The organism is Ureibacillus sp. FSL K6-8385, assembly GCF_038593155.1.
Taxonomy (GTDB): Bacteria; Bacillota; Bacilli; order Bacillales_A; family Planococcaceae; genus Ureibacillus; species Ureibacillus terrenus.
The window spans coordinates 1846263-1871734 of the sequence record NZ_CP151968.1 but is presented as its reverse complement, the minus strand read 5'-3'; the positions used below and the strand labels follow the sequence as shown (position 1 = coordinate 1871734).

General features: G+C 42.7%; 24 protein-coding genes, 1 riboswitch and 1 other annotated feature. Of the genes, 17 read left to right on the top strand and 7 right to left on the bottom strand.

From position 1 onward, the window contains the following. The first annotated feature begins 175 nt into the window (after window positions 1-175). From NST62_RS09085 to NST62_RS09065, 5 genes are all read left to right on the top strand, one after another. A complete protein-coding gene (locus NST62_RS09085; RefSeq protein WP_328216416.1) occupies window positions 176-1549 on the top strand; it encodes an isochorismate synthase in 1374 nt (457 codons plus the stop codon). Further along, window positions 1546-3267: a 2-succinyl-5-enolpyruvyl-6-hydroxy-3-cyclohexene-1-carboxylic-acid synthase gene (gene menD, locus NST62_RS09080; RefSeq protein ID WP_342462825.1), complete on the top strand. Its 1722-nt coding sequence runs from the start codon at window positions 1546-1548 to the stop codon at window positions 3265-3267. Before NST62_RS09085 ends, menD begins: the two co-directional genes overlap by 4 nt. Then, entirely contained in the window at window positions 3255-4064 is an 810-nt protein-coding gene (menH, locus tag NST62_RS09075; RefSeq protein WP_141602793.1) for a 2-succinyl-6-hydroxy-2,4-cyclohexadiene-1-carboxylate synthase, read from the top strand. Before menD ends, menH begins: the two co-directional genes overlap by 13 nt. Before the next feature lie 20 nt (window positions 4065-4084). Then, window positions 4085-4903, top strand: a complete 819-nt coding sequence (menB, locus tag NST62_RS09070) for a 1,4-dihydroxy-2-naphthoyl-CoA synthase (protein WP_141602794.1) — start codon at window positions 4085-4087, stop codon at window positions 4901-4903. Between the two features lie 173 nt (window positions 4904-5076). Continuing rightward, window positions 5077-6513, top strand: a complete 1437-nt coding sequence (locus NST62_RS09065; RefSeq protein ID WP_141602795.1) for an o-succinylbenzoate--CoA ligase — start codon at window positions 5077-5079, stop codon at window positions 6511-6513. A 98-nt stretch (window positions 6514-6611) separates the two neighbouring features. Here the strand turns inward: NST62_RS09065 and NST62_RS09060 are convergent, their stop codons facing one another. From NST62_RS09060 to NST62_RS09050, 3 genes are all read right to left on the bottom strand, one after another. After that, the gene (locus tag NST62_RS09060) at window positions 6612-7559 is read right to left on the bottom strand and encodes a zinc ABC transporter substrate-binding protein (protein ID WP_141602796.1); all 948 of its coding nucleotides are present in this window, start codon (window positions 7557-7559) and stop codon (window positions 6612-6614) included. 103 nt (window positions 7560-7662) lie between these two features. Beyond that, window positions 7663-7896 (bottom strand): membrane protein insertion efficiency factor YidD, encoded by a 234-nt coding sequence (yidD, locus tag NST62_RS09055; RefSeq protein WP_141602797.1) that lies wholly within the window; start codon window positions 7894-7896, stop codon window positions 7663-7665. After that, a complete protein-coding gene (locus NST62_RS09050) occupies window positions 7893-8057 on the bottom strand; it encodes a hypothetical protein (protein WP_181733275.1) in 165 nt (54 codons plus the stop codon). The genes yidD and NST62_RS09050 overlap by 4 nt, the downstream gene beginning before the upstream one ends. A gap of 188 nt (window positions 8058-8245) precedes the next feature. On the opposite strand from NST62_RS09050, the gene NST62_RS09045 reads away from it, so the two are divergent. The 4 genes from NST62_RS09045 to NST62_RS09030 all read left to right on the top strand — a co-directional run bounded on the left by NST62_RS09045 (window position 8246) and on the right by NST62_RS09030 (window position 10416). Then, window positions 8246-8689 (top strand): Dps family protein, encoded by a 444-nt coding sequence (locus NST62_RS09045; protein WP_141602798.1) that lies wholly within the window; start codon window positions 8246-8248, stop codon window positions 8687-8689. A 100-nt stretch (window positions 8690-8789) separates the two neighbouring features. Then, a complete protein-coding gene (locus NST62_RS09040; protein ID WP_141602799.1) occupies window positions 8790-9110 on the top strand; it encodes a transposase in 321 nt (106 codons plus the stop codon). Between the two features lie 48 nt (window positions 9111-9158). Then, complete coding sequence (locus NST62_RS09035) at window positions 9159-9632, top strand: NUDIX domain-containing protein (protein ID WP_141602800.1); 474 nt, start codon at window positions 9159-9161, stop codon at window positions 9630-9632. Further along, the gene (locus NST62_RS09030; protein ID WP_141602801.1) at window positions 9610-10416 is read left to right on the top strand and encodes a prolyl oligopeptidase family serine peptidase; all 807 of its coding nucleotides are present in this window, start codon (window positions 9610-9612) and stop codon (window positions 10414-10416) included. Before NST62_RS09035 ends, NST62_RS09030 begins: the two co-directional genes overlap by 23 nt. 71 nt (window positions 10417-10487) lie before the next feature. Here NST62_RS09030 and pckA read toward each other — a convergent pair whose 3' ends face one another. After that, window positions 10488-12074 carry a phosphoenolpyruvate carboxykinase (ATP) gene (gene pckA / locus NST62_RS09025; RefSeq protein ID WP_141602802.1) on the bottom strand — a complete coding sequence of 529 codons (1587 nt, stop codon included), beginning with the start codon at window positions 12072-12074 and terminating at the stop codon, window positions 10488-10490. 242 nt (window positions 12075-12316) lie between these two features. Further along, window positions 12317-12438, top strand: a riboswitch (SAM riboswitch). Window positions 12439-12641: 203 nt separating this feature from the next. Here pckA and metK point away from each other — a divergent pair. Next, a complete protein-coding gene (gene metK / locus NST62_RS09020) occupies window positions 12642-13838 on the top strand; it encodes a methionine adenosyltransferase (protein ID WP_141602803.1) in 1197 nt (398 codons plus the stop codon). A gap of 42 nt (window positions 13839-13880) precedes the next feature. Here the strand turns inward: metK and NST62_RS09015 are convergent, their stop codons facing one another. Further along, window positions 13881-14393, bottom strand: a complete 513-nt coding sequence (locus NST62_RS09015) for a gamma carbonic anhydrase family protein (protein WP_141602804.1) — start codon at window positions 14391-14393, stop codon at window positions 13881-13883. Between the two features lie 111 nt (window positions 14394-14504). Here NST62_RS09015 and NST62_RS09010 point away from each other — a divergent pair, with 111 nt between their 5' ends. Together NST62_RS09010 and NST62_RS09005 are read left to right on the top strand one after the other, a co-directional pair. Continuing rightward, on the top strand, window positions 14505-15302 hold the full coding sequence (locus NST62_RS09010) for an alpha/beta hydrolase (protein ID WP_141602805.1): 798 nt from the start codon (window positions 14505-14507) through the stop codon (window positions 15300-15302). Window positions 15303-15445: 143 nt separating this feature from the next. Then, on the top strand, window positions 15446-16909 hold the full coding sequence (locus NST62_RS09005) for an alanine/glycine:cation symporter family protein (protein WP_141602806.1): 1464 nt from the start codon (window positions 15446-15448) through the stop codon (window positions 16907-16909). 13 nt (window positions 16910-16922) lie between these two features. Here NST62_RS09005 and NST62_RS09000 read toward each other — a convergent pair whose 3' ends face one another. Together NST62_RS09000 and NST62_RS08995 are read right to left on the bottom strand one after the other, a co-directional pair. Beyond that, window positions 16923-17501: a class I SAM-dependent methyltransferase gene (locus NST62_RS09000; protein WP_141602807.1), complete on the bottom strand. Its 579-nt coding sequence runs from the start codon at window positions 17499-17501 to the stop codon at window positions 16923-16925. Further along, window positions 17502-18458, bottom strand: coding sequence for a TIGR01212 family radical SAM protein (locus NST62_RS08995; protein WP_141602808.1), 957 nt, complete (start codon window positions 18456-18458; stop codon window positions 17502-17504). Window positions 18459-18790: 332 nt separating this feature from the next. Then, window positions 18791-19002: a binding site (T-box leader), on the top strand. A gap of 132 nt (window positions 19003-19134) precedes the next feature. Here NST62_RS08995 and leuS point away from each other — a divergent pair. The 5 genes from leuS (at window position 19135) to NST62_RS08970 (ending at window position 25460) form a co-directional block, all read left to right on the top strand. Then, the gene (leuS, locus tag NST62_RS08990) at window positions 19135-21549 is read left to right on the top strand and encodes a leucine--tRNA ligase (RefSeq protein WP_141602809.1); all 2415 of its coding nucleotides are present in this window, start codon (window positions 19135-19137) and stop codon (window positions 21547-21549) included. A 390-nt stretch (window positions 21550-21939) separates the two neighbouring features. Next, the gene (cobA, locus tag NST62_RS08985) at window positions 21940-22707 is read left to right on the top strand and encodes a uroporphyrinogen-III C-methyltransferase (protein WP_141602810.1); all 768 of its coding nucleotides are present in this window, start codon (window positions 21940-21942) and stop codon (window positions 22705-22707) included. Between the two features lie 14 nt (window positions 22708-22721). After that, complete coding sequence (locus NST62_RS08980; protein ID WP_328216402.1) at window positions 22722-23468, top strand: sirohydrochlorin chelatase; 747 nt, start codon at window positions 22722-22724, stop codon at window positions 23466-23468. Next, the gene (locus tag NST62_RS08975) at window positions 23469-23615 is read left to right on the top strand and encodes a YezD family protein (RefSeq protein ID WP_141602812.1); all 147 of its coding nucleotides are present in this window, start codon (window positions 23469-23471) and stop codon (window positions 23613-23615) included. A 27-nt stretch (window positions 23616-23642) separates the two neighbouring features. Beyond that, complete coding sequence (locus tag NST62_RS08970) at window positions 23643-25460, top strand: assimilatory sulfite reductase (NADPH) flavoprotein subunit (RefSeq protein WP_181733277.1); 1818 nt, start codon at window positions 23643-23645, stop codon at window positions 25458-25460. Window positions 25461-25472: the final 12 nt, after the last annotated feature.

Here is a 25472-nt window from a genome sequence, read left to right as displayed (position 1 = left end):
CAGCAGTACCTTGAAACATGTGGTTAAAAATATTTATTACTAGTACTAAAAAAATGATATGATAAAATAGATGTTGCATTGTTCGGAAAACGCAATCATGAAATATTCAAACAAGAACGGAAAAAGATTTTCCATTTTTATGGCAAAAGAAATAGCTTTTACGGAGGTTTTTTTCATGCAGCAAAAGTGGTTAAAAACCACTGAAGTTGAAGTGGCGTCAAACAAATTATCTTTTTATATCGAAACAATAGAAGTAAACCAATTGTCCCCTTTGGCATTTTTTGCAGCAGGTGAAAGGAAATATAAAGGAAAGAGATTCTTTTGGCAGAACAGGGAAAAGACACTGGCAATCGTTGGACTCGGACAAGCCATTATTCTTGAAAATAGAGGAATTGACCGATTTGATGATATCGAATTTAAATGGAAAGAATTAACTAAAAATATTGTAATGGAGGAACAGGAACCTCAGCCCATTTTGTTTGGGGGTTTTACTTTTGATCCGGAAAATGTGGAACCTGGCGAATGGGATGGGTTTCCTTCAAGTTACTTTACAGTAGCTACCTTTCAACTGACAAAACAACATGAGAAAACTTATGTCAGCATTCATTTGATAACAGATCGGCAAGATTCTTCCGCTCTTTTTGATCAGTTGAGGGAAGAACGGGATCAATTAATTCACGCAGCGCAAGTAAAAGAATTGAAAACGTATGAAAAACCTGAAATCCGCACAATTGATGAACGGAACAAAGACAATTATTTTCAGGCAGTTCAGAGCGTTACAAATTTAATTCGGAATCATAAAGCGGACAAAGTTGTCATTGCCCGCTCATTAGAATTGGAATTTAAAGGACAACCTTCCTCCCCGCAAGTGATATATCAGATTTTAAATGAGCAGCCGGAAAGTTATCTGTTTGCCCTGGAACGCGACAATTTATTGTTTTTCGGGGCTACACCGGAGCGGCTTGTTAAAGTGGAAAACCAATATGCTTATTCCGCATGCGTAGCCGGTTCCATTAAACGGGGCAAAACGGCGGAAGAAGATAAAAAGTTGGGCGAACAATTGCTGAACGATTCGAAAAACCTGAAGGAACATCAATATGTTGTCGATATGATTGCAAGCACTTTCAAAAAACATTGTGAGCATTACAAGGTGCCGAAACGTCCAAAGCTATTGAAGATCCGCGATATCCAACATTTATATACGCCGGTTGAAGGAAAATTATTCGATCATGCAACAATTTTGCAATTAGTGAAACATTTGCATCCAACTCCCGCACTGGGAGGTGTGCCAAGAAACAAAGCGCTTGAAATGATACGTGAATTTGAAAAAATGAATCGGGGCTTATATGCAGGCCCGGTCGGCTGGATGGATGCCGACGGAAATGGAGAATTCGTCGTTGCCATACGTTCTGCAGCATTGATTGATGATAAAGCCTATTTATATGCCGGAGGAGGAATTGTTGCCGATTCCAATCCGATGACGGAATATGACGAGACATTGGTGAAATTTCGTCCGATGCTGCGGGCTTTAGGAGGACAAATTCAATGAGTGAACGCAAACGGTTGACAGATTATGTGTATCAAATTGCAGCTTCCCTTGTGCAAAACGGGGTTGAGGATGTCGTCATCAGCCCCGGTTCCCGTTCCACTCCTTTGGCGTATGCTTTTGCCTCGGCGAAAGAATTGAATGTTTATCGTCAAGTGGATGAACGTTCTGCAGGATTTTTTGCATTGGGACTTGCCAAGGCAAAAGCGAAACCGGTGGCATTGCTTTGTACATCCGGTACTGCGGCCGCCAACTATTATCCGGCTATCGTGGAAGCGAAATATGCACGGGTTCCGCTTGTGGTCATTACTGCTGACCGTCCGCATGAACTCCGTGAAGTAGGGGCACCGCAGGCAATCAATCAATTGGATTTGTACGGAAAACATGTGAAATGGTTTGCCGATTTCCCGATTCCTGATGAATATAGCCAGACATTGCCGTTTATCGAACGTCATATCGCACGGGCAGTGAATGTGGCAATAACTCATCCATTCGGGCCGGTACATATCAATGTCCCATTCCGTGAGCCATTATTGATTGATTTTCGGGACGAATTACCGAACAGCACATTTTTCGCCAGCTTCAACGGCATCATAGCGCCGGATTTTGCCGCTATGAATGCGCTATCATCGATGATTCGGGATGCCAAAAGGGGAATCATCATAATCGGCGAATTGGCGCTTGGGACGAACCGGGATTATCTGTGGTCGTTCATTCGGAAAATGAAATGGCCGGTGCTTGTTGAAAGCCTTTCCAATATGCGGACGAATGTCCCCGAAGATTGCCGTGAATACATCATTTCGACATATGATGCGCTTTTGAAAAGCGAAGATTTTAAACGGCAAGCAGCCTGCGACACGGTCATCCGTTTCGGGGCCCAACCGGTATCAAAATTTTTAACGATTTTCTTAACGGAATGGAGACCAAAAAATTATATTGTCATTGATGAAGATCCGTCATTCCGGGATTCGGCTTCCGTTGCCACCCATTTCATCCAAGCCGCCATCGGTCCGTGGCTGGAGGAGCTGGAAGTTCAGTCCCTGCTTGAGGAAGGCTACTGTGCCCTTTGGAAAAAATCCGAGGATCTGGCCATCAAACACATCAGGGAATATAGCGCACATGCAGAAGATGAGGGAGCTTTTGTTCAATATTTGCTGGAGCATTTGCCAGAAAAAAGCGATTTGTTTGTAAGCAATAGCATGCCAATCAGGGATATTGACACATTCTTGCTGCCAACTTCCAAAGATATACAAATTTTTGCCAATCGGGGAGCAAACGGCATTGATGGAGTCATTTCAACGGCATTCGGATTTTCAAAAGGAAGAGAAGAAAGGGAAACCTATTTGCTCATCGGGGATTTGGCGGCTTTGCATGATTTGAACGCTTTTCTTTTAACGCGCTATCAGCCGTGCAAAATGACAGTGGTTGTGTTGAATAATGACGGCGGCGGCATTTTCTCCTATCTGTCGCAGGCAACGGTGAAAGAATATTATGAAGATCTGTTTGGCACCCCGACCGCTTTGCGATTCCATGATGTGGCCGACATGTATGGAATGGATTATGTGACCATCAAAGAGTTTGATGAAAAGGAAAAGATTTTTGATAATAACGGACAGCCTTTAAGGCTCATCGAAATCATGACAAACAGGGATGATAACGTCCAAGCCCATCGGATGTTGTGGCAAAAAATACTTTCGGAGATGAAAGAATGGCTGCTTTAACGGTTCGTGGTATCCAAGTGAATGTAGAAATATGGAATGAACATGGAAAAGAAACCCTTGTGCTATTGCATGGTTTTACCGGCTCCACAAAAACATGGCAAAGGGTGATCGGGCTTTTGCCAAAAACAATAAAAATTGTAGCCATTGATCTATTGGGCCATGGCAAAACCGATGCACCAAAAGATCCGTCCCGGTATAAAATGACGGAACAAGTGAAAGACTTGGAAGAAATTTTTGACCGTTTGCGCTTGCAAGATTTCACGTTATTGGGTTATTCCATGGGAGGGCGGACGGCATTGTCCTATGCCGTCCATTATCCGAATCGGATCAAACGGTTGATTTTGGAAAGCGCATCGCCGGGGCTTCGTACCGAAGAAGAGCGGGCGGCAAGAAGAAGGTCGGATGAATCGCTGGCAAATGAAATAGAGGAAAAGGGAATCCATTGGTTTGTGGATAAATGGGAAAACATTCCACTTTTTGCTTCCCAGAAAACATTGCCTGCTGAAATCCGGCAAGCCATTCGGGAAGAAAGATTATCCCAATCGGAAACAGGACTGGCCAACAGTTTGCGGGGAATGGGAACCGGAGCCCAGGATTCCAATTGGCCCAAATTAAATCAGCTCTCCATTCCTGTTGTTCTCATCACCGGGGAATTGGATCAAAAGTTTGTTCAAATCACAAAGCAAATGGCCGAGCAGTTGCCAAATGCCAAACATATCACCGTTCCGGATGCCGGACACTCGATTCATGTGGAAAATCCGGAACAATTTGCTACAATAGTTAAGGGAGTTTTATAAAATTTTGGGAGGTTAATTCAATGACTCGTGAGTGGAAAACTCTACATACTTATGAAGACATTAAGTATGAATATTACAACGGAATTGCAAAAATTACCATCAACCGTCCGGAAGTGCGAAATGCCTTTCGTCCCAAAACGGTTGAGGAATTGATTGATGCATTCTCCCGTGCACGTGATGATTCGAACATTGGAGTTATTATTTTAACCGGTGAAGGTGAAAAAGCGTTCTGCTCCGGCGGTGACCAAAAGGTGCGCGGCCATGGCGGCTATGTGGGCGAAGATAATATTCCGCGCTTAAATGTATTGGATTTGCAACGCTTAATCCGCGTCATTCCAAAACCGGTGATTGCGATGGTAGCCGGATATGCAATCGGCGGCGGCCACGTATTGCATGTGGTGTGCGATTTGACGATTGCGGCAGATAACGCCATTTTTGGACAAACAGGTCCGAAAGTCGGCTCTTTTGACGGAGGATATGGCGCAGGTTATTTGGCCCGCATCGTTGGCCATAAAAAAGCGCGTGAAATTTGGTATTTGTGCCGCCAATATAACGCACAGGAAGCGTTGGAAATGGGATTGGTGAACAAGGTTGTACCATTGGAACAGCTTGAAGACGAAACGGTGAAATGGTGCGAGGAAATCCTTGAGAAATCTCCAACTGCCATCCGTTTCTTAAAAGCTGCATTTAACGCGGATTCCGATGGACTTGCAGGTATCCAACAATTGGCCGGGGATGCAACGCTTTTATACTATACAACTGATGAAGCAAAAGAAGGACGCGATGCGTTCAAAGAAAAACGCAAACCGGACTTCGGCAAATTCCCAAGATTCCCTTGATATCTGATATCCGTCTGTAAAGTGAATTTTTTGGACTCCTCTGGCTGTCATGAAAGTGTTGTTGCTTTCATGGCAGCTTATTTCATTTGCAGGAAAAAGGATGTTTTTAAGCAATATAAAACTCATAAGGCCCAGTTTTTAGTACAATGAAGGGGAGAAATGGAGGAATTTCGATGTATCCGAATTGGATTTTGCAACGTGCGTATTTGACCCCAAATCGAGTCGGATTAACCTTTGAAGGAAAACAATGGACGTTTCGGGAAATTAAAGAGATTTCGATTTTGCGCGCAAAGCAATTGAACGCTTTAGGGATAGAACAGGGAAGCCGCGTCGCCATTCTTGGGGAAAATGATGCAAACACCGTTTTTGTCATGTACGCATGCATGCACCTGCAATGTGAAATGGTCATTTTGAACCGAAGATTAACGAAAAGAGAATTGGCTTATCAAATTGATGATGCAGAAGTTGGAACGGTTTTAGTGAATGACCGGGATTTGCCTCTGCTCCCTGAAAACGTAAACTTCATTCTTTTTTCCGAAATAGAAAAAAGTGCTTGGAAGCCGGTTGAAATACGGAAAGAATGGTCTTTGGACCAGACGGTTTCCATCATGTATACAAGCGGTACGACCGGATTTCCAAAAGGGGTCCGGCAAACGGCAATGAACCATCAATCGAACGCCCTCGCTTCCGTATTGAACATCGGCCTGTCGGAAAACGATGTGTGGCTTTGCGCCGTTCCCCTTTTTCATATTAGCGGATTTTCCATTTTGGTCCGTTCTTTGTTGTACGGGAATGAAGTAAAACTTTACCGGAAATTTGATCCGGAACCAATCGCCGAAGATATCGCTTCAGGGCGGGTTACGCATATTTCCCTCGTCGCTGTGATGCTGGAACGGATTTTACATGTTTTTGAGGAGAAAGAGCTCAGGGCATCTCCATCCTTTAAACTGGTGTTGGCGGGGGGAGGCCCTTTTCCGATTGATTATTTAAAGCGGGCAGAAGAAAGGGGAATGAGGGTATTGCAGACTTACGGGATGACCGAAACCTCTTCACAGACAGCGACATTGCCCGCGGAAGATGCATTGAGGAAAATCGGTTCTGCCGGAAAGCCGTTGTTCTTCAACCAAATCAAAATATTGGGAGCTGAAGGGCCTTATCAGGAAGGAGAGATTTGCATCCGCGGTCCCCACGTGACGCCCGGATATGTAGGGCGTTTTGAACATAATCCTTCAATGATTGACGGCTGGCTGCATACCGGAGATATCGGCTACTTGGATGAGGAAGGCTATTTGTATGTCGTGGATCGCCGTTCAGATTTGATTATCTCCGGGGGAGAGAATGTATATCCGGCAGAAGTGGAAAATGTGCTGATGGGGCATCCCGCCGTGAAAGAAGCGGGGGTTTGCGGAATCGAGGATGCCACTTGGGGGCAAGTCCCAATCGCTTTTGTCGTTCTAAAAAAAGATGCGTCCATTCAAGAAATCATTGAATATTGCTCACAACATTTAGCGAAATATAAAGTGCCAAAAAAAGTGCATATTGTTGACGCATTGCCCCGGAACGCTTCAAACAAGCTGATGAGAAGAAAGCTGAAAGAGCTGTTACGTTAACAGGCAAATCGATATGATAGGATAACCTGTAACCAATGAGCCATTTTTTATGTTGAAGAAATGGAAAAACGTTCAGCACCGATGCTGAACGTTTTTGTTTAATTCAACGCCTTTTCCAAAGTTTTTATGTTTTTTTCCATTAAAGTAAAGTAATCTTCCTTATTTTTGATGTCATCTTCTGTCAATACGCTCAAATTATGCAGCATCAAAGCCTCTGCGCCGATTTCTTTTTGGATAATGGATGAGAGTTTCGATGACACATTTTGTTCAAATAATATATAATGAACATCGTATTGTTTGGCGAGGCCGGCAATTTCCGCAAGTTCTTTCTGAGATGGTTCGCTCTGGGAATTCAATCCTGCAATCGGAACTTGGGTGAGCCCATAATTTCCGGCGATGTAGCCAAAGGATGCATGGGACACAAAGAAAATTTTCTTGGAAGCGTTGTTGGCAAGTTCTTTCAATTGTTGATCCAATTCATCCAATCGTTTTGCCAACCGCTCGTAGTTTTTGTTGAATGTCTCTTCCTGTTCCGGAAGCTGTTGGACAAGTTCTTCTTTTATCGTCAAGGCCAATTCTTTGGAAATCACCGGTGATAGCCAAACATGCGGATCCACATTTCCGTGATGGTGTCCATGGTCATGTCCGCCTGCTTCCTCATGGGAATGGCCGGTCGATGTTTTTAGTTTTTCTTCATCGATATTTTCGCCGACCGCCACAAATTTTACATGTTCATTCGCCAAGGATTTTTTCGCATTTTCCACAAATCCTTCCAACCCTAATCCGATATAGAAAAATAAGTCCGCATCGGCCAAAGCGATCATATCCTTCTGCGTAGGTTCAAAGGTATGTTCATTTGAGCCGGGTGGATAAATGGATGAAACATTTACATATTCCCCACCGATTTGTTCTGCAAAAAATTGCAGAGGATATACTGTTGTATATATATCAATTTGCCCATCTTTCCGTTGCTTTGATTCGGTATTGGAGCAGGCCGTCAGAAAAAGCGCGAAAGTCAGCAACGAGAGGAGTAACAACTTTTTCATTGGATTCCTCCTTATTAAACTGTAATGATTACGATTTATAAAGTTCACGAAATTAATAATACCATGATTAATGTCGAAAAAACAATAAGAAAAACCTTCGAAATTATCTTTTTTTCGAAGGCCATTCGTCAGGTACGGGATCAATTCCCCCGGGATGAAAAGGATGACATTTTAAAATGCGGATGGTTGTCAGGATGAAGCCTTTGACAGCACCGTGCTTTTCAAAGGCTTCAAGCCCATATTGGGAACATGTGGGATAAAACCGGCAAGTCGGCGGCGTCAAGGGAGATATGTATCTTCTATAGAATCGGATCAGCCAAATAAATAGATGTTTCATTGTTTGATTTGTTCATCCCTTTTATTTAATGTCTGTTCTTGATTCGAATCAATCGTTTGCCTGAAAGCACCTTTTCTTTTGAAATGAATAAAGAGAGCGATTGCCCCAATCATGATAATGATATAAATAATTCCGACAACAATCAATATTCCACTGTCCATAGATTTCACCCCTACTTTGATACTTCCATAACTCAATCATAATTAAATTATTGGGATAAATCCAATCATAATCACCATACTATACTTGCCGGGTGTTTTGAGAGAATTCATTCAATTGTTATAGTTTCGCACCATGGTATACAGTATAATAAAAGTACCAAATGAAAATATGTAAATGGGGTGGAAATATGGCAAACGATAAATTAATCGAACAACTAAACGAATTGGTATCCACTTACTCTGTATTATATACGAAGCTTCACAATTATCACTGGTATGTGACAGGACCAAGCTTTTTTACGCTGCATGAAAAATTTGAGGAATTATACAATGAAATTACATTGAACCTGGATGAAGTGGCCGAACGGATTTTGACAAAAGGCGGAAAACCGGTCGCGACAATGAAAGAACATTTGGAATTGTCCAGAGTAAAAGAAGCGACAGGTTCCGAAAATGCGGAAGAAATGGTCCAATCCATTATTGACGATTTCAAAGCCACAATGCAATTGATCAAAGAAGCGATGGAAGAGGCGGCAAATCAAGGAGACGACCGTACGGAAGACATGTTAAATGACACATTCCAAAGTCTGGAAAAACATGTTTGGATGTTGTCTGCTTTCTTGGGGAAATAATTGAAAAATCTCAACCTCGAAGGTTCTTTCACGAACCTTTGAGGTTTTTTATTTCTGCCGTATAGGAGAGAATTTTTGCTGCATAATGAATATAAGGAGGGTGATTGCTATCGAAAAGACAACGCTTTATGTAAATGTATTAAATCAATCATATAATTATATCCCTACCGGGGAGCCTTGCGAATTCAAAATTGAATTGGAACCCGAAAAGGCCTTTATCTTCAAGAAGCTATTTAACCAGCTGAACGCCTTGGAATTTGATAATTTAGTAAGGGCGCACCTGCCATACCTTCCATACCATCTTGATCAAGAAAATGATGAAATTGATGTGCGATTGAAAAAAATTTATGCTTTAATCCATGAATTTGGCGATGAAGAAGCCAAGGAATTCGTAGAACAATTGCCCTATTTCAGGAATTGAACAAACCGCATCCCTTCGCTACACTATATGTGTATAGGAGTTGAAGGGATGTTTACTTTTTATGATTTGAACAATAATAAAGTGGAATTAAGTTTTGACGGCCCTCCTTTTCCAATGGAGCCTAAGCATGTCCTGGTGCTCGTTCAAAAAGATGGAAAATGGCTTTGCGCCATCAATGAAAATCGTGGCGTGGAGTTTCCTGGAGGAAAAGTGGAACCGGGGGAATCGTTGGAGGATGCCGCAAAAAGAGAAGTGTATGAAGAAACCTTTGTACATATCACGGATTTAAAAATGTTCGCTTATTATATCGTTTATGACCAATCCCCTTTTTGCAAGGTGGTCTTTACTGCAAAGGCGGAAAAAATGGAACCGTTCCGAAAGCGGTTTGAATCGGAAGGCCGCCTGTTTTTAACGACGGAGGAATTGATGAGCCACCCCCATACAAGTTTTTATATGAGGGATGAAGGAATGAAAAGGATGTTGCAGGAAGTGAGACGGTTTGAAGGAAAATGGCCGTATTGAATCGATCAGAAAATATCCATCTCCGAACCCGAATGTAGAGCTTGATGAAATCGTTTATTGGTCGGATGGACTGCGCGTAAAAGGATTGCTCGCCAGACCAATTGAAAAAGGAATTTATGAAGCGATGTTATATTTGCGCGGCGGTTTGCAGTCGGTAGGGATGGTTAGGCCTGCCCGCATTGCCCAGTTTGCTTCGAATGGTTTTATTGTATTTGCCCCTTATTATCGGGGGAATCGGGGAGGAGAGGGACGAGACGAATTTGGCGGTGATGACCGTTTGGATGCCCTCCATGGTATAGAAGTATTGAAGGCCATGTCAGGCGTTGATTCAGTACATCTTTTTGGCTTTTCCCGCGGCGGTCTGATGGCATTATGGACAGCCATCCTGAGCAAGGATATCCGTTCCGTTGTCACATGGTCGGGCGTATCGGATCTTTCGGAGCTTTACCAGGAACGGGTCGATTTAAGAAGAACATTAAAGCGGCTGATTGGAGGGTCCCCTTCCAAATTACCGGAAATTTATGCTGAACGTTCCCCTATTTTTGAGGTGGACCGAATCCAGGCGCCGGTGCTGATTATACACGGAACGAAAGATGAAAATGTCAGCATTGAACAGTCTTATAGATTGGAACGGGCGTTAAAAGAGGCGGGCAAAGATGTGGAGACATGGTATCAGGCTGATTTGGCCCATCATTATCCACCCCATATCAACAGGGAAACGGTCAAAGCAATTTGCAAATGGATGAAGGACAAAGGGAAAACTTCTACCGGAAATCGGTTTTAAAATGAGAAATGGTTTGTGAACAACAAAAAATGCTATTGGCACATGCCAATAGCATTTTTTTGTTAAAGCCATTAAACGATTGGTCCGCCTTTTTTCTCAATTTCTTCCGGCACGTTTTTAAATTTCTTGAAGTTTTCTTTGAATAAGTTTGCCAAATAGCGGGCTTTTTCGTCGTATGCTTCTTTGTCTTCCCAAGCTTCTCTAGGATCCAGCACTTCACTAGGAACCCCGTCGATTTGCGTTGGGATGTGGAGACCGAAAATTTGATCCTGTTTTGTTTCTACGTTATTTAATTTTCCTTCAATTGCAGCGCGTACCATTGCACGTGTATATGAAAGCTTCATGCGGCTTCCTACGCCATATTCGCCGCCAGTCCATCCTGTATTTACCAAGAATACTTGAACATCATGTTTGTCGATTTTTTCACCCAACATTTCAGCATATCTTGTAGCCGGAAGCGGCAAGAATGGCGCACCGAAGCATGTAGAGAATACAGGCTCTGGTGAAGTAACGCCGCGTTCTGTTCCAGCCAGTTTGGATGTAAATCCGCTTAAGAAGTGGTACATTGCTTGCTCTTTTGTCAATTTGCTGATTGGAGGAAGCACTCCAAAAGCATCAGCAGTCAAGAAAATAATGGTTTTCGGATGACCTGCAATCGATGGTGTAACAATATTATCAATGTAGTGAATAGGGTATGCAGCTCTCGTATTTTCAGTAAGGCTGTTGTCATCGTAATCAGGTTCGCGCGTTTCCGGATCGATTACAACGTTTTCCAATACGGTTCCAAAACGAATGGCATTATAAATTTCCGGTTCTTTTTCAGCGGATAAATTGATCGTTTTAGCATAGCATCCGCCTTCAATATTAAAGACACCGTTGTCAGACCAACCGTGTTCATCGTCACCGATCAGTTTGCGGTTGCTGTCTGCCGAAAGGGTTGTTTTACCTGTACCCGATAAACCGAAGAACAATGCTACGTCGCCATCTTCACCGACGTTAGCGGAGCAGTGCATTGAAAGAATTCCTTTTTCAGGCAATAGATAGTTCATGATGCTGAAGATGGATTTTTTCATTTCACCCGCATATTCTGTGCCACCAATAAGAATAATTTTCTTTTCAAAAGAAACGATGATGAACGCTTCGGAGTTTGTTCCATCCACAGCAGGATCTGCTTTGAAACCGGGTGCCGAAACAATTGTGAATTCGGCCTGATGGGAAGCCAATTCCTCTTTTGTTGGACGGATAAATAATTGATGGCAGAATAAATTATGCCAAGCATATTCGTTTACAACTTGAATAGGAAGCTGTGTTTCTTTGTCGGCGCCGGCAAATCCTTTGAAGACGAATAATTCATCTTTTTCTTTGAGATAGTTTAATACTTTCACATACAAATTATCAAACACTTCTGCAGAAATCGGCTGGTTTACGCTGCCCCAGTCGATTTTATCTTTAATGCTGTCTTCTTCGACAATAAATTTATCTTTCGGAGAACGGCCGGTATATTTTCCTGTTTCTGCCACAATAGCGCCGTCAACTGTAAGTCTGGCTTCTCCTCGGATAATGGATTTTTCAATCAATTGTGGCACTGACAGCTGAGTGTTTATATTTTTACCTTTTAATAATTCCTTCAGCTCATTTGCAACTTCTACTGAATTCATCGATTAAATACCATCCTTTTTTTATTTTTAGGGAAATTAGCTTTAGTTATTATAATACAAAAAATAGTATAACACATTGGGTAGAATAATCTATACTAATTCGAAAATTTATTTATGAAATTTTTTGACTACTTGCAACCCCTTTCTAAGGGACTAATGTTGAAAAATGGACCATTGAAGAATGTAAGAAAAAACATTTGACAATGCATTCTAGATTCCGTAACATGTTGGATGAACGGATACTCTTATCCAGAGATGGTGGAGGGTTAAGGCCCTATGAAACCCGGCAACCTGCATTATTTATATTTATTATAATAATGCGTGGTGCTAACCTGATGCAAGGGGTTCCCTTGAACGATAAGAGTGAAAGGTGGAGATTTCAGTTCCTTTCCTCATGAAAGATGTGGATAGGAACTTTTTTTATTAAAAAACAAAAATCGATTTTTTTCAAGCTAAAATAGATCATTTTGCCTTTCATGATCCTTGGCAAAAGAACTGAAGGATTATGGATAATGAGTACCGTATCACATCTGAGATTCGTCTCACGATTTTGTAGGAGGAAAATTAATGTCAAAACGTCGACTGTTTACATCAGAAAGTGTAACGGAAGGGCATCCGGATAAAGTTTGCGACCAAATATCCGATGCGATATTAGATGCAATCCTTGCAGAGGATCCAAACGCGAGGGTGGCCTGCGAAGCCATTGCGACTACAGGGTTGGTTCTTGTTACGGGAGAAATTACGACAACTACATATGTCGATATTCAAAGCATTGTACGAAATACTGTCGCGGAAATCGGATATACGCGCGGAAAATTTGGATTTGATGCTGAAAACTTGGCGGTGCTTACCGCAATAGGGGAGCAATCGCCTGATATTGCGGAAGGTGTAGACCGTGCGTTGGAAGCCCGTGAAGGATTGATGACAGATGAGGAAATCGAAGCGATCGGAGCCGGTGACCAAGGGCTAATCTTCGGATTTGCATGCAATGAAACGCCTGAATTGATGCCGCTTCCGATCAGTTTGGCCCACCGGCTTGCAAGAAGATTGGCGGAAGTCCGCAAGTCTAAAGAAATTCCTTATTTGCGTCCTGACGGAAAAACGCAAGTAACAATCGAATATGATGAAAACAATGTACCTCGCCGAGTTGATACAATCGTTCTCTCAACACAACATGATGAGGGAATCCCGCTTGAACAAATCAAACATGATGTGATGGAGAAGGTAATCAAAGCCATCATTCCGGAAGAATTATTGGATGGAGATACAAAATATTTCATCAATCCGACTGGACGCTTCGTAATTGGAGGACCAAAAGGAGATGCAGGACTTACCGGAAGAAAAATCATTGTGGATACTTATGGCGGTTACGCCCGTCATGGGGGAGGAGCCTTTTCCGGAAAAGATCCGACAAAAGTGGACCGTTCCGCTGCGTATGCCGCCCGCTATGTAGCTAAAAATATTGTCGCGGCAGGACTTGCCGATCGGGTTGAAGTGCAAATCGCTTATGCAATCGGGGTGGCCCGTCCTGTATCGATTTCCATCGATACTTTCGGAACAGGCAAAGTCAGCGAAAGTCAATTGATTCAATGGGTGAACGAACTGTTTGATTTACGGCCTGCGGGCATCATTAAAATGCTCGATTTGCGTCGGCCGATTTATAAACAAACCGCCGCATACGGCCATTTTGGACGCACGGATGTCGATTTGCCTTGGGAAAGAACGGATGTCGCAGACATATTGCGGAAAAAAGCAGGACTATAAGTTATATATGAAAAAATGCAGGCATTTATGATGCCTGCATTATTATTTCTTTAAGGATTGATAATATTTTCCTTTTTGAACATATTCATTGATGATGCGGTCCATATCTTTGCGTTCCGCTTCTGACACTTCCCGGACAACTTTTGCGGGATTGCCCATGGCAACGGAATTAGGAGGGATTTTTTTTCCTGGAGGCACCAGGCTTCCGGCGGCAACGAGCGCACCTTCGCCGATTTCGGCACCATCCAAAATAATGGCTCCCATTCCGATTAATGCCCGCTTGCGAATAATGCAGCTGTGCAAAGTGACCTGATGGCCTACAATCACTTCATCTTCAATGATGAGCGGATTGTTCGGGCTTTGGTGCAGACAGCTCAAATCCTGGATGCTGCAACGTTTACCGATGATCGTCGGAGCCACATCTCCCCGAATGACAGTTCCAAACCAAACTGTCGTATCTTCGCCGATTGTGACATCTCCTGTAATGGTTACGTAGTCTGCGATATATGCGGATGGATGGATATTCGGTTCTTTCTCTTTATAAGGATAAATCATCGCAATGCTCCCCATTTCTAATGTATTATTTATGTATATTAATCCTAACAAATAAGAAAATCTTTGAAAATATATGCAGCGAAAAGTTTCATTGGATTTAGGAGGAACACTATGTGGAAGTGGGAAACCGAAAAACAGCCGAAAGCGGTTGTGGTGATAGTACACAGCGCTTTCGAGCATCATCGTTGGTATGCATGGTTGATAGAAAAATTAAGAACGGAAGGCTTCCATGTGGTTATGGGAGATTTGCCCGGACATGAAGAGGGTTCGAAATATACCAGGGTCCACGATGAATTAATTGATGAATATTTGTTGTTTATTAAGCAGCTGATGAAAAGCGCGCTTCAATATCAATTGCCGGTATTCCTCATTGGACATGGGTTTGGAGGAACGTTGGCGATCCAATTTTTAAGAAAAACAAAACCGGAATGCGCCGGCGTGATTTTAAGTTCTCCATGGCTGGAATTGCAGAAGCATTCCAATTTGCTGGCCAGTGCACTGGCCAGCATGAATATAGCCCCAAATAAAAAAATATCCCTGGAATTATCCAAACGCCTGTTGACCCGAAATCCTAACGGGATTGAAGAAATGGCCGATGATGTGCCTTATCATTCGAATGTGACAGGCCGATGGTACCGGGATGTTCTTCAATTAATGAGAAATTTAAGTATGCAGCAGGAAAGAACTTTGACATTGCCTATTTTGCTGATGACGTCAGGAAAAGATAAAGTGGCGGATTCGGATGCTGCAAGAAAATGGCTGTTATTGCAACAAACAAAGGAGTTTCAATATAAAGATTGGCCCCACAGCTGCCATAATATTTTTCATGATCAAGATCGGGAAGCCGCTTTTTTATATATGAAGGATTTTATCAATAATGTATTGCGTTCTATTGGTTATATCGTATAACATCACCAATATTTGAATTAGGATTTTCTTGAAATACATAAAATATTATCATAAATATTGATTGATAGTATTAATTTTTGTAATATTAAACTACTCTTCACAAATTATTAATAATTTTTATTTATTTCCAAAGGGGTGTATATATGATAGAGAACGCTTTAAACTGGATTTACAATATCCTTTGGGGCCCCATCATGATTTACGGTATTTTAATCGTAGGGCTTGTATTTTCGATTATGACCCGATTTGTCCAGATCCGGAAAATTAAAGAAATGTTCGTGCTGATGTTTAAGGGGCAAAAATCAGATGCGGGTATTTCTTCGTTCCAAGCGTTAACGGTAGCGCTCTCAGGCCGGGTGGGCACCGGTAACATCATCGGTACGGCAAGCGCCATAGCTTTCGGTGGTCCCGGAGCAGTGTTTTGGATGTGGGTGACAGCCTTCATCGGAGCATCAACGGCGTATGTGGAATCGACGCTCGCGCAAATTTATAAAACGAAAAAGTTGGGAATTTATCGCGGCGGTCCTGCCTATTACATGGAAAAGGGGACAGGGCAGCGCTGGTTCGGAATATTGTTTGCGATTGCGGCGATTTTAGCGATGGCCATATTGATGCCCGGGGTCCAATCGAACGCCATTGCCAGTGCGATGGACAATGCGTTTAACATCTCTCCTTGGATTACCGGCTTAATTACAATCGCTTTGCTCGGTTTTATCATCATCGGAGGCGTAAAGCGCATCGCAAATGCGGCGCAAATTATCGTTCCATTTATGGCACTCGCTTATCTTCTTGTGGCTATCATAGTCATCATCATGAATATTACAGAAGTGCCCGCCGTTTTCGGATTAATATTCCGAAGCGCATTTAATTTGGATGCAACATTCGGCGGCATGATCGGTGCAGCCATCGCCTGGGGGGTTAAACGCGCCGTTTATTCCAATGAAGCCGGACAAGGAACGGGGCCGCACGCAGCAGCCGCGGCGGAAGTATCCCACCCGGTAAAACAGGGCCTAGTTCAAGCTGCATCGGTTTATATTGATACATTGTTTGTGTGTTCCGCAACAGCGTTGATGATTTTGTTCATGGGCACTTATAATACGAATGTCAACAGCGCCGAAGGGGAATTGGTTGTAGAACATGTGCCAGGCCACAATTACACGGAATTTACGCAACTTGCGGTGACCGGGGCTTTCCCTGGTCTGGATAACTTCGGATCTGCCTTTGTCGCTTTTGCCTTGTTCTTCTTTGCGTTCACTACATTGATGGCCTACTATTATATCGCTGAAACGAACGTGGCGTATTTGTTCTCCGGACGGACAGAGGGCATCATTACGTGGATACTGAAGTTCGTTCTTCTGGGGTCTGCATTCTATGGTTCAATCAGAACATCCGATTTGGCTTGGCTTCTCGGGGACATCGGGCTTGGCCTGATGGTTTGGACGAATGTCATCGGTATTATCATCTTGGCTAAACCGACATTCGTGGCTTTGAAGGATTATGAGGAACAAAGAAAAGCCGGAAAAGATCCGGTATTTGATCCTATCAAATTGGGAATCAAGAATGCTGACTTTTGGATTGAACGAAATAAACAAAATCAAAATGATTAAAAAACTGCCGGCTCTATTCAGAGTCCGGCAGTTTTTTCATTTTCTCCAAGGCGATCAGGAAAGGGGGATCATTTTTTTGATTGATAAATTCGTAACGGAGAACGTGAACATATTTTTGGGGAAGCTGACTGACATATTCAATGACCGCATCCCTTTCTTCTTTTCCTCCTTCATGGCCGGGGTAGACGACCAAAACGATGAGGCCGCCAATTTTTAATCTCGATAACAATTGTTGAATGGCGGAAATGGTTGTTGCGCCCTTTGTGATAATGTCGTGGCTTCCGCCGGGCAAATAGCCCAGATTGAAAATGGCACCTGCAATTTCTTCCTGGATGTATTTCGAAAGATGTTCATGTCCATCCAATATGACTTTCACTCTTTTTTCCAGTCCATGCTTCTTCAAACGATCTTTTGTTGCATCCACCGCTTGCTGCTGTATATCAAAAGCGTAAACAAATCCCGAATCTCCTACAAGCTCTGCCAAAAATACCGTGTCATGGCCATTACCCGCAGTGGCATCAACGGCGACATCGCCTTCTTTAATGACGGAAGACAATAAAGTTTTAGCGTATGGGAGCACCCGTTCCAACATTTATTTCTTCACTTCCGCTTTGTAGTATTTTCCCTGCCAGGAATTTCTCCGTTCCAATTCGGCATCGATTCCATTCAACACTTCCCATTTATTGACGCTCCACATTGGTCCAATCATTAAATCAATCGGACCATCCCCGGTAATGCGGTGTACAACCATCGTAGGAGGGAGTATTTCCAATTGGTCCGCCACCAAATGGATGTATTCATCCATTTCCAAGAAGCGCAACAGGCCTTTTTCGTATTGTTTTACCATAGGTGTGCCTTTCAACAAATGGAGCAGGTGAATTTTGATGCCTTGGACATCCAATTTGGCGACTTCCCTTGCAGTTTCCATCATCATATCATAATCTTCCAGCGGCAGTCCGTTGATGATGTGGGTACATACGCGAATATTATGCTTGCGGAGTTTTTCCACTCCTTTTACATAGGTTTCATAGTCATGGGCGCGATTGATTAATTGCGCCGTTCTTTCGTGAACCGTTTGAAGGCCAAGTTCAACCCATAAAAACGTTCTTTCATTGAGTTCCGCCAAATATTCCACCACATCATCCGGCAGGCAATCCGGCCGTGTGGCGATGCTTAATCCGACGACCCCGTCACAATTCAGCGCCGCTTCGTATTTTTCTTTCAGTACAGGAAGTGGAGCATGGGTATTGGTGAAAGCCTGAAAATAAGCGATCGTTTTCCCGTCTTTCCATTTATTTTGCATTTTGGCTTTAATTTTTTCATATTGGACAGGGATCGGATCAACCCTGTTGCCCGCGAAATCCCCGCTGCCGGCAGCGCTGCAAAATGTGCATCCTCCAAAAGCGACGGTGCCGTCCCTGTTCGGGCAATCAAATCCTCCATCCAGCGCCACTTTATATACTTTTTCACCGAACATGTCCCGCAAATAGCGATTCCATGTATAGTAACGTTTCCCGTCAGAAGGGAATGGATATTGCTGTTCTGTCAATGAATTCACTCCTTACCGGCATTCACAAACGATATTAGTAATTGATTTATTATTGATTTTATTGCACGGAATACCATTACACATTATAGCATTGAAGAAACCGGTTGTAATCTGATTCACCATGCATAAAGAGTGTTATGGATTTTACATTATTGGATATAATAGGAAGTGTAGAAATGCAGAACAGGTTTTTAAATTGATTGATGAACATCTAGCCAGAAAAGGAAATTTAGTCTAAAATATTATTGGCAGTTTTGTTATAGGACAATAGGTCTTGTATATTTTCCATATTTCCATTAAAATGTATACATTGAAAATAAGGTGCGATAAGTGCGACGACGAGGAGAAGGAATAGTAGATTTTGAAGCTTTTCAGAGAGCTAGCGGCTGGTGGAAGCTGGCAAGCGGATAAATCGAACTCGCCTTTGAGTCTGTTTTAGTGAATGACAGTAGCTAAAACCGTTCACCGCGTTAAGGTGTCGAGCTGAGTGCATGTGTCACTAATTTGGGTGGTACCGCGGGAGTGCAATACTCTCGTCCCTTCTCTATGGGTTGGGGCGAGTTTTTTTATTTTTAAAATATTCCGTTAATTCTAAAAGCTTTTGGGATAGTCTGGTAACAGGGCATTGATTTTTTCAATGAAAGCGGCAATACATTAAATTAAGGAGGAAGTACCCATGAGTTACAATCATCGAGAGATCGAGAAAAAATGGCAGGAATATTGGGAAAAAAATAAAACATTTAAAACGTTAAATGATGAGTCGAAACCGAAATTTTATGTTTTGGACATGTTCCCTTATCCATCCGGATCCGGTCTTCACGTAGGGCATCCTGAAGGTTATACGGCAACAGACATTTTAGCCCGTTATAAACGCATGCAAGGTTACGATGTACTTCATCCGATGGGATGGGATGCATTCGGGCTCCCTGCTGAGCAATACGCATTGGATACCGGCAACGACCCTGCGGAATTTACACAAAAAAATATCGCAAATTTCAAACGCCAAATTCAGGAACTCGGCTTTTCCTATGACTGGGACCGGGAAATTAATACAACCGATCCGGAATATTATAAATGGACACAATGGATTTTTATCCAATTATATAAACACGGTTTGGCCTATATTGATGAAGTGCCTGTCAACTGGTGTCCGGCACTGGGCACTGTGCTTGCCAATGAAGAAGTCATTGACGGAAAATCGGAACGCGGCGGGCATCCTGTCATCCGTAAACCGATGAAGCAATGGATGTTAAGAATTACGGCATACGCTGACCGGTTATTGGAAGATTTGGATGAACTCGATTGGCCGGAAAGCATTAAAGAAATGCAGCGGAATTGGATTGGCCGATCCGAAGGTGCGGAAGTTGTATTTAAAGTGCAAGGTACGGATAAAGAATTCCGCGTGTTCACCACTCGTCCCGATACCCTTTTTGGAGCGACATATTGCGTTTTGGCGCCAGAGCATGATTTAGTGAAAGAAATTACAACACCTGAACAGAAAGAAAAAGTGGAAGAATATTTAAAAATAGTCCAAACAAAATCGGATTTGGAACGTACGGATTTGGCGAAGGAAAAAACAGGGGTATTTACAGGGGCTTATGCAATTAATCCTGTGAACGGAAAAGCGATTCCAATTTGGATTGCCGACTATGTTTTGGCTTCTTATGGAACTGGAGCCATTATGGCGGTTCCTGCCCACGATCAACGCGACTATGAATTCGCGAAAAAATTCGATTTGCCAATCATTCCTGTTGTAGAAGGCGGAAATATTGAACAGGAAGCATACACCGGAGATGGTCCGCATATCAATTCTGATTTCTTGAACGGACTAGGCAAAGAAGATGCCATCAAAAAAGTAATCGAATGGCTTGAAGAAAAAGGTGTCGGGGAGAAAAAAGTTTCTTATCGCCTCCGCGACTGGTTATTCAGCCGTCAACGTTATTGGGGCGAACCTATTCCAATCATCCATTGGGAAGACGGTACGATGACAACGGTGCCAGAGGAAGAATTGCCGCTTCGATTGCCAAAAACAAATGATATTCATCCAAGCGGAACCGGGGAATCGCCGTTAGCCAACATTGAAGATTGGGTAAATGTGGTCGACCCGAAAACCGGAAAACGCGGCCGTCGCGAAACGAATACAATGCCTCAGTGGGCTGGATCCAGCTGGTATTACTTGCGCTATATCGATCCTCATAACAAAGAAAAAATTGCGGATGAAGAATTATTAAAACGCTGGCTTCCTGTCGATGTTTATATCGGAGGTGCGGAACACGCCGTACTTCACTTGCTGTATGCCCGCTTCTGGCATAAATTCCTATATGACATCGGAGTTGTGCCGACAAAAGAACCGTTCCAAAAATTGTTTAACCAGGGAATGATTCTCGGGGAAAACAACGAAAAAATGTCCAAATCAAGAGGAAATGTGGTTAACCCTGACGACATCGTACGAAGCCATGGTGCCGATACATTGCGTCTTTACGAAATGTTCATGGGGCCTCTTGAAGCTTCCGTTGCATGGTCAACAAAAGGCCTTGACGGAGCAAGACGTTTCTTGGACCGTGTGTGGAGATTATTCGTAAATGATGACGGAACGCTTTCTAATAAAATCCAAGAATCCGATGACAAAACATTGGAAAAAATCTATCATCAAACAGTGAAAAAAGTAACGGAAGACTTTGAACATTTGCGTTTTAATACAGCCATCTCACAATTGATGGTATTCATTAACGAATGCTATAAAGTGGAAATTGTTCCAAAAGAATATGCAGAAGGATTTGTAAAAATGCTTTATCCAATCACGCCGCATATCGGGGAAGAGTTATGGGCGGTTTTAGGCCATAAGGACACTATTACATATGAGCCTTGGCCAACATTTGATGAATCGAAACTTGTTGAGGATGAAGTGGAAGTCGTCGTTCAAATCAACGGTAAAGTCCGTACTAAACTGAAAGTTGCGAAAGATACAACGAAAGAAGAATTGGAAGCAATCGCAAAGGCAGATGACAGAGTAAAAGATTACATTGAAGGCAAGAACATTGTAAAAGTGATTGTCGTTCCAGGAAAACTTGTCAATATCGTAGTAAAATGATCGACATATTCCATGACCCGAAAGGCAAGGGCCTTTCGGGTCATGTTTTATTTTTCGTAAATTCTTACTAAATTTATAGAAATATGAAAATTTCTATTGACTTCCAACATCAACAACCTTATTATTTATACCAAAATACTAAGAATTAGAATGGCTTGTCAATTCTTGGTGCCTTCATTATAAAATTGTAATCATTATTTTCTGATGCAGAAGGGATTTGGAGGAATTTTTAGAGGATTTCAAAGTTTCAGTTAATTTTTTAAAAAAGTATTGAAAAATCATAGAGATATTTCGTAATATATAAAAAACAAAAATACTTAGTTAACCAATAAGAATTAAAGATTTTGTGAAAATTTGGTGAAATAGCCTTAAAAAACGTGAGGGAGCAAAATGGGAAAAGTATATATTGTTGGAGCCGGTCCTGGCAGTGTCGACTTAATCACGGTTAAAGGACTGAAATGTATTCAACAGGCAGATGTGATTTTATACGATCGTCTCGTATCAAAAGAATTGCTTTCATATGCGAAGCCAAATGCAGAGTTGATCTTTGTCGGCAAATTGCCGAAGCTGCATCATGTCATTCAAGAGCGGATTCATAAGCTGCTTATTCAACATGCAAGAAAAGGAAAGATTGTTACTAGGTTAAAAGGCGGAGACCCCTTTGTCTTCGGACGCGGGGCGGAAGAAGCGGAAGTATTGCGGGAAGCGGGCATCCCTTTTGAAATTGTGCCAGGCGTCACTTCCGGTATTGCGGCGCCGGCCTATGCTGGAATTCCGGTTACGCACAGGGAATTTGGTTCCAGCTTTGCCATCATTACCGGCCATTTGAAGGACGGGAAAGAAGACGGGATTGACTGGAAAGGATTGGCGGAATCCGTTGATACGCTGGCGATTTATATGGGAGTCGGAAATTTGCCGTACATCACGGAGCAGTTGTTGAAATACAAGCGAAATCCGGAAACCCCTGTGGCATTGATTGAATGGGGAACCACCCTTCATCAAAGGGTCGTAACCGGCACATTAGAAACGATTGTAAGCATTGCGGAAAAAGAAAATATCCAAAATCCCGCAATGATCATTGTAGGGGAAGTTGTAAGATTGCGTGAAAAAATCGCATGGTTTGAACAATGCCGACAGGAATTGCGCGAGACTATGTAATCGGAGGGATGAAATTGCAAGCATTGTTGTATGTTGCCCATGGCAGCAGGGTGAGAGAGGGGAACCGGGAAGCGGTTCAATTTATCGAATCCGTAAAACCCTTTTTCGATGTTGACATTCAGGAACATTGTTTTCTGGAATTGGCAGAGCCTTCGATTTTAAAAGGGGTCGAGAAATGTGTTTCAAAAGGGGCAACACGTATTGCGGTCATCCCGATTTTGCTGCTTTCGGCCAATCATATGAAAATCGATATTCCTTCCGAAATCGAAAAAGCCAAAACCTATTTTCCGTTTGTTGACTTTACAATCGGAAAACCTCTTGGCGTCCACGAAAAACTGATTTACAGTTTGCACAGCCGTGTCATGGCACAATGTCCATCACCCCCCGGTGAAACAGATATTTTGCTGATTGGACGGGGAAGCAGCGATCCGGATGTACAAAAGGATTTGGATCAAATTGCGAAGCTTCTTCAGCAAACCTATCATTATGCGAAAGTGGATACTTGTTTTTTGTATGGAAATGGCCCATTGTTTGAAGAAAAATTGCCGACGTTATGTGAAAGTCAAAACCGGGTATTTATCATTCCCTATTTGCTTTTTACAGGATTGCTTAAATTGAGCATCCAAAAAAAAGTAGCCAAACAAGGCTTTTCCAGCCGGAGAGTGGTTTTATGCGATTGTTTGGGCTATGACGAAAATGTTCGTCAAGTTTTCATTCAAAGAATAGAAGAAACATTATATTCATTTGCGGGGAGTGGTTGAATGGATAAAAAACAGCAAAATTTTGAAAAGGCAGTAGAAAGCTTAAAGAAAATGATCAGCACAATGAATTATGGTTCGATCACTTTGATAGTGCAGGACAATTATATTATTCAAATTGAGAAAAACGAAAAAATCCGGTTAAAGTAAGAAAATCATTTATTTGTCGAGGTGTGCATTGTGTTAGAAGTCATCAATAGTCCTTTTAATGAAGAACAAGTAAAGAAATTGAACGAGCTGTTGCCGACTTTAACGCCGCAACAAAAAATTTGGCTCACAGGTTATTTAGCTGCCACAGCAAACATTGCCGCTTTGGAGGCCCCAAAAGAATCGGCAGCCCGGCCTGTTGTCCAGCCCGCTACTCCGAAAGCGGTACCGGCTGACAAACAAGTGACCATCCTCTATGCGAGCCAAACTGGCAATGCGCAAAAGCTTGCCGAGAAATTCGGGGAACAGTTGCGGCAATCAGGATTGCAAGTTACTGTTTCTTCAATGAGCGATTTTAAAACAAACGCATTGAAAAAAGTACAATATTTGTTGATTGTTGCAAGCACTCATGGTGATGGGGAGCCGCCTGATAACGCGATTACCTTCCACAGCTTTTTGCACAGCAAGCGGGCTCCAAAATTGGAACATGTAAAGTACGCAGTTCTCGCATTAGGCGATTCAAGCTACGAGTTATTCTGCCAAACAGGAAAGGACTTTGACCTGCAACTTGAAAAACTCGGTGCAAAACGCTTAGTCGACCGGGTGGACTGCGATCTGGATTATGCAGAACCTGCACAAAAATGGTTTGAAGCAGTAAAGGATAAATTGCTGGGAGAATCCGCTTCATTCACGGCTTCCGAGCAAGAAGCGGCCGCAACGACATTGCAGGAAGTAAAAGAATATTCACGAAAAAACCCATTCCAGGCGGAAATCATTGAAAAAATCAATCTCAATGGCCGGGGTTCCAGCAAGGAAACGATCCATTTGGAACTCTCCCTCGAAAATTCAGGCATTACGTATGAACCTGGCGATTGCTTGGCAATCATTCCGGTCAACAATAAAAATCTCGTTCATTCGTTAATTTCCGCTTTAGGATTCGAGCCAAGCGCGCAAGTGGTTGTAGAGGACAAAACGATTACCCTTGAAGAAGCGCTGCTGAACGTGCTTGAAATCACTTTATTGACAAGACCGTTGATGAGAAAAATCGCGGAATTTACAGAAAATGAAAAACTTCATGCATTGTTGAAAGATTCCGATGCTTTGAAACAATTTATTGAAGGCCGGGATCTGCTGGATGTGGCAGAGCGGTTCGGCCCATTCAAATGGGATGAGCAAACATTTGTCAACTGTTTGCGAAAAATGCCGGCCCGCCAATATTCCATTTCAAGCAGCCTGCTGGCCAACCCTGAAGAAGCCCATCTGACAGTGGGGGTTGTACGTTATGAAGTGGATGGAAGAGAAAGACTCGGCGTATGTTCCACGTACATTGCCGACCAATTGGAAGTTGGAGACCATGTGCAAGTGTATGTGCATAAAAATCCGAACTTTAAACTTCCGGCGGATGATACGCCAATCATTATGATTGGTCCCGGCACAGGAGTGGCTCCTTTCAGAGCGTTTATGCAAGAACGTGAAGAACGGGGAGCTACCGGCGAGAATTGGCTGTTTTTTGGAGAACAACATTTCATGACCGATTTCTTATATCAAAAAGAATGGTTAAGTTGGTTAAAGTCCGGCGTGTTGACCAAAATGGATGTCGCTTTTTCCCGCGATCAAGAGGAAAAAGTATATGTACAGCATAAGATGCTGAAGAAATCAAAAGAGTTCTATGAATGGTTGGAAAAAGGCGCAGTAGTTTATGTGTGCGGAGATAAAGAAATGGCGAAAGATGTGCAGGCGACAATCCTCCGAATCATCCAACAGGAGGGCGGAAAAACGGAAGAAGAGGCGAAACTCTATTTGGAGGAAATGAGAAAACAAAAACGTTATCAGCGGGATGTTTACTAAGGAGGAAGCATA

Coding starts and splice junctions, on each gene's coding strand:
- NST62_RS09035 (WP_141602800.1), top strand. CDS start 9,159: ATGTTTACTTTTTATGATTTGAACAATAATAAAGTGGAATTAAGTTTT.
- NST62_RS09005 (WP_141602806.1), top strand. CDS start 15,446: ATGATAGAGAACGCTTTAAACTGGATTTACAATATCCTTTGGGGCCCC.
- metK (WP_141602803.1), top strand. CDS start 12,642: ATGTCAAAACGTCGACTGTTTACATCAGAAAGTGTAACGGAAGGGCAT.
- NST62_RS09010 (WP_141602805.1), top strand. CDS start 14,505: ATGTGGAAGTGGGAAACCGAAAAACAGCCGAAAGCGGTTGTGGTGATA.
- NST62_RS09000 (WP_141602807.1), bottom strand. CDS start 17,501: ATGTTGGAACGGGTGCTCCCATACGCTAAAACTTTATTGTCTTCCGTC.
- pckA (WP_141602802.1), bottom strand. CDS start 12,074: ATGAATTCAGTAGAAGTTGCAAATGAGCTGAAGGAATTATTAAAAGGT.
- cobA (WP_141602810.1), top strand. CDS start 21,940: ATGGGAAAAGTATATATTGTTGGAGCCGGTCCTGGCAGTGTCGACTTA.
- leuS (WP_141602809.1), top strand. CDS start 19,135: ATGAGTTACAATCATCGAGAGATCGAGAAAAAATGGCAGGAATATTGG.
- menD (WP_342462825.1), top strand. CDS start 1,546: ATGAGTGAACGCAAACGGTTGACAGATTATGTGTATCAAATTGCAGCT.
- yidD (WP_141602797.1), bottom strand. CDS start 7,896: ATGAAACATCTATTTATTTGGCTGATCCGATTCTATAGAAGATACATA.
- NST62_RS09045 (WP_141602798.1), top strand. CDS start 8,246: ATGGCAAACGATAAATTAATCGAACAACTAAACGAATTGGTATCCACT.
- NST62_RS09060 (WP_141602796.1), bottom strand. CDS start 7,559: ATGAAAAAGTTGTTACTCCTCTCGTTGCTGACTTTCGCGCTTTTTCTG.
- NST62_RS08975 (WP_141602812.1), top strand. CDS start 23,469: ATGGATAAAAAACAGCAAAATTTTGAAAAGGCAGTAGAAAGCTTAAAG.
- menH (WP_141602793.1), top strand. CDS start 3,255: ATGGCTGCTTTAACGGTTCGTGGTATCCAAGTGAATGTAGAAATATGG.
- NST62_RS09050 (WP_181733275.1), bottom strand. CDS start 8,057: ATGGACAGTGGAATATTGATTGTTGTCGGAATTATTTATATCATTATC.
- NST62_RS09085 (WP_328216416.1), top strand. CDS start 176: ATGCAGCAAAAGTGGTTAAAAACCACTGAAGTTGAAGTGGCGTCAAAC.
- NST62_RS09015 (WP_141602804.1), bottom strand. CDS start 14,393: ATGATTTATCCTTATAAAGAGAAAGAACCGAATATCCATCCATCCGCA.
- NST62_RS09065 (WP_141602795.1), top strand. CDS start 5,077: ATGTATCCGAATTGGATTTTGCAACGTGCGTATTTGACCCCAAATCGA.
- menB (WP_141602794.1), top strand. CDS start 4,085: ATGACTCGTGAGTGGAAAACTCTACATACTTATGAAGACATTAAGTAT.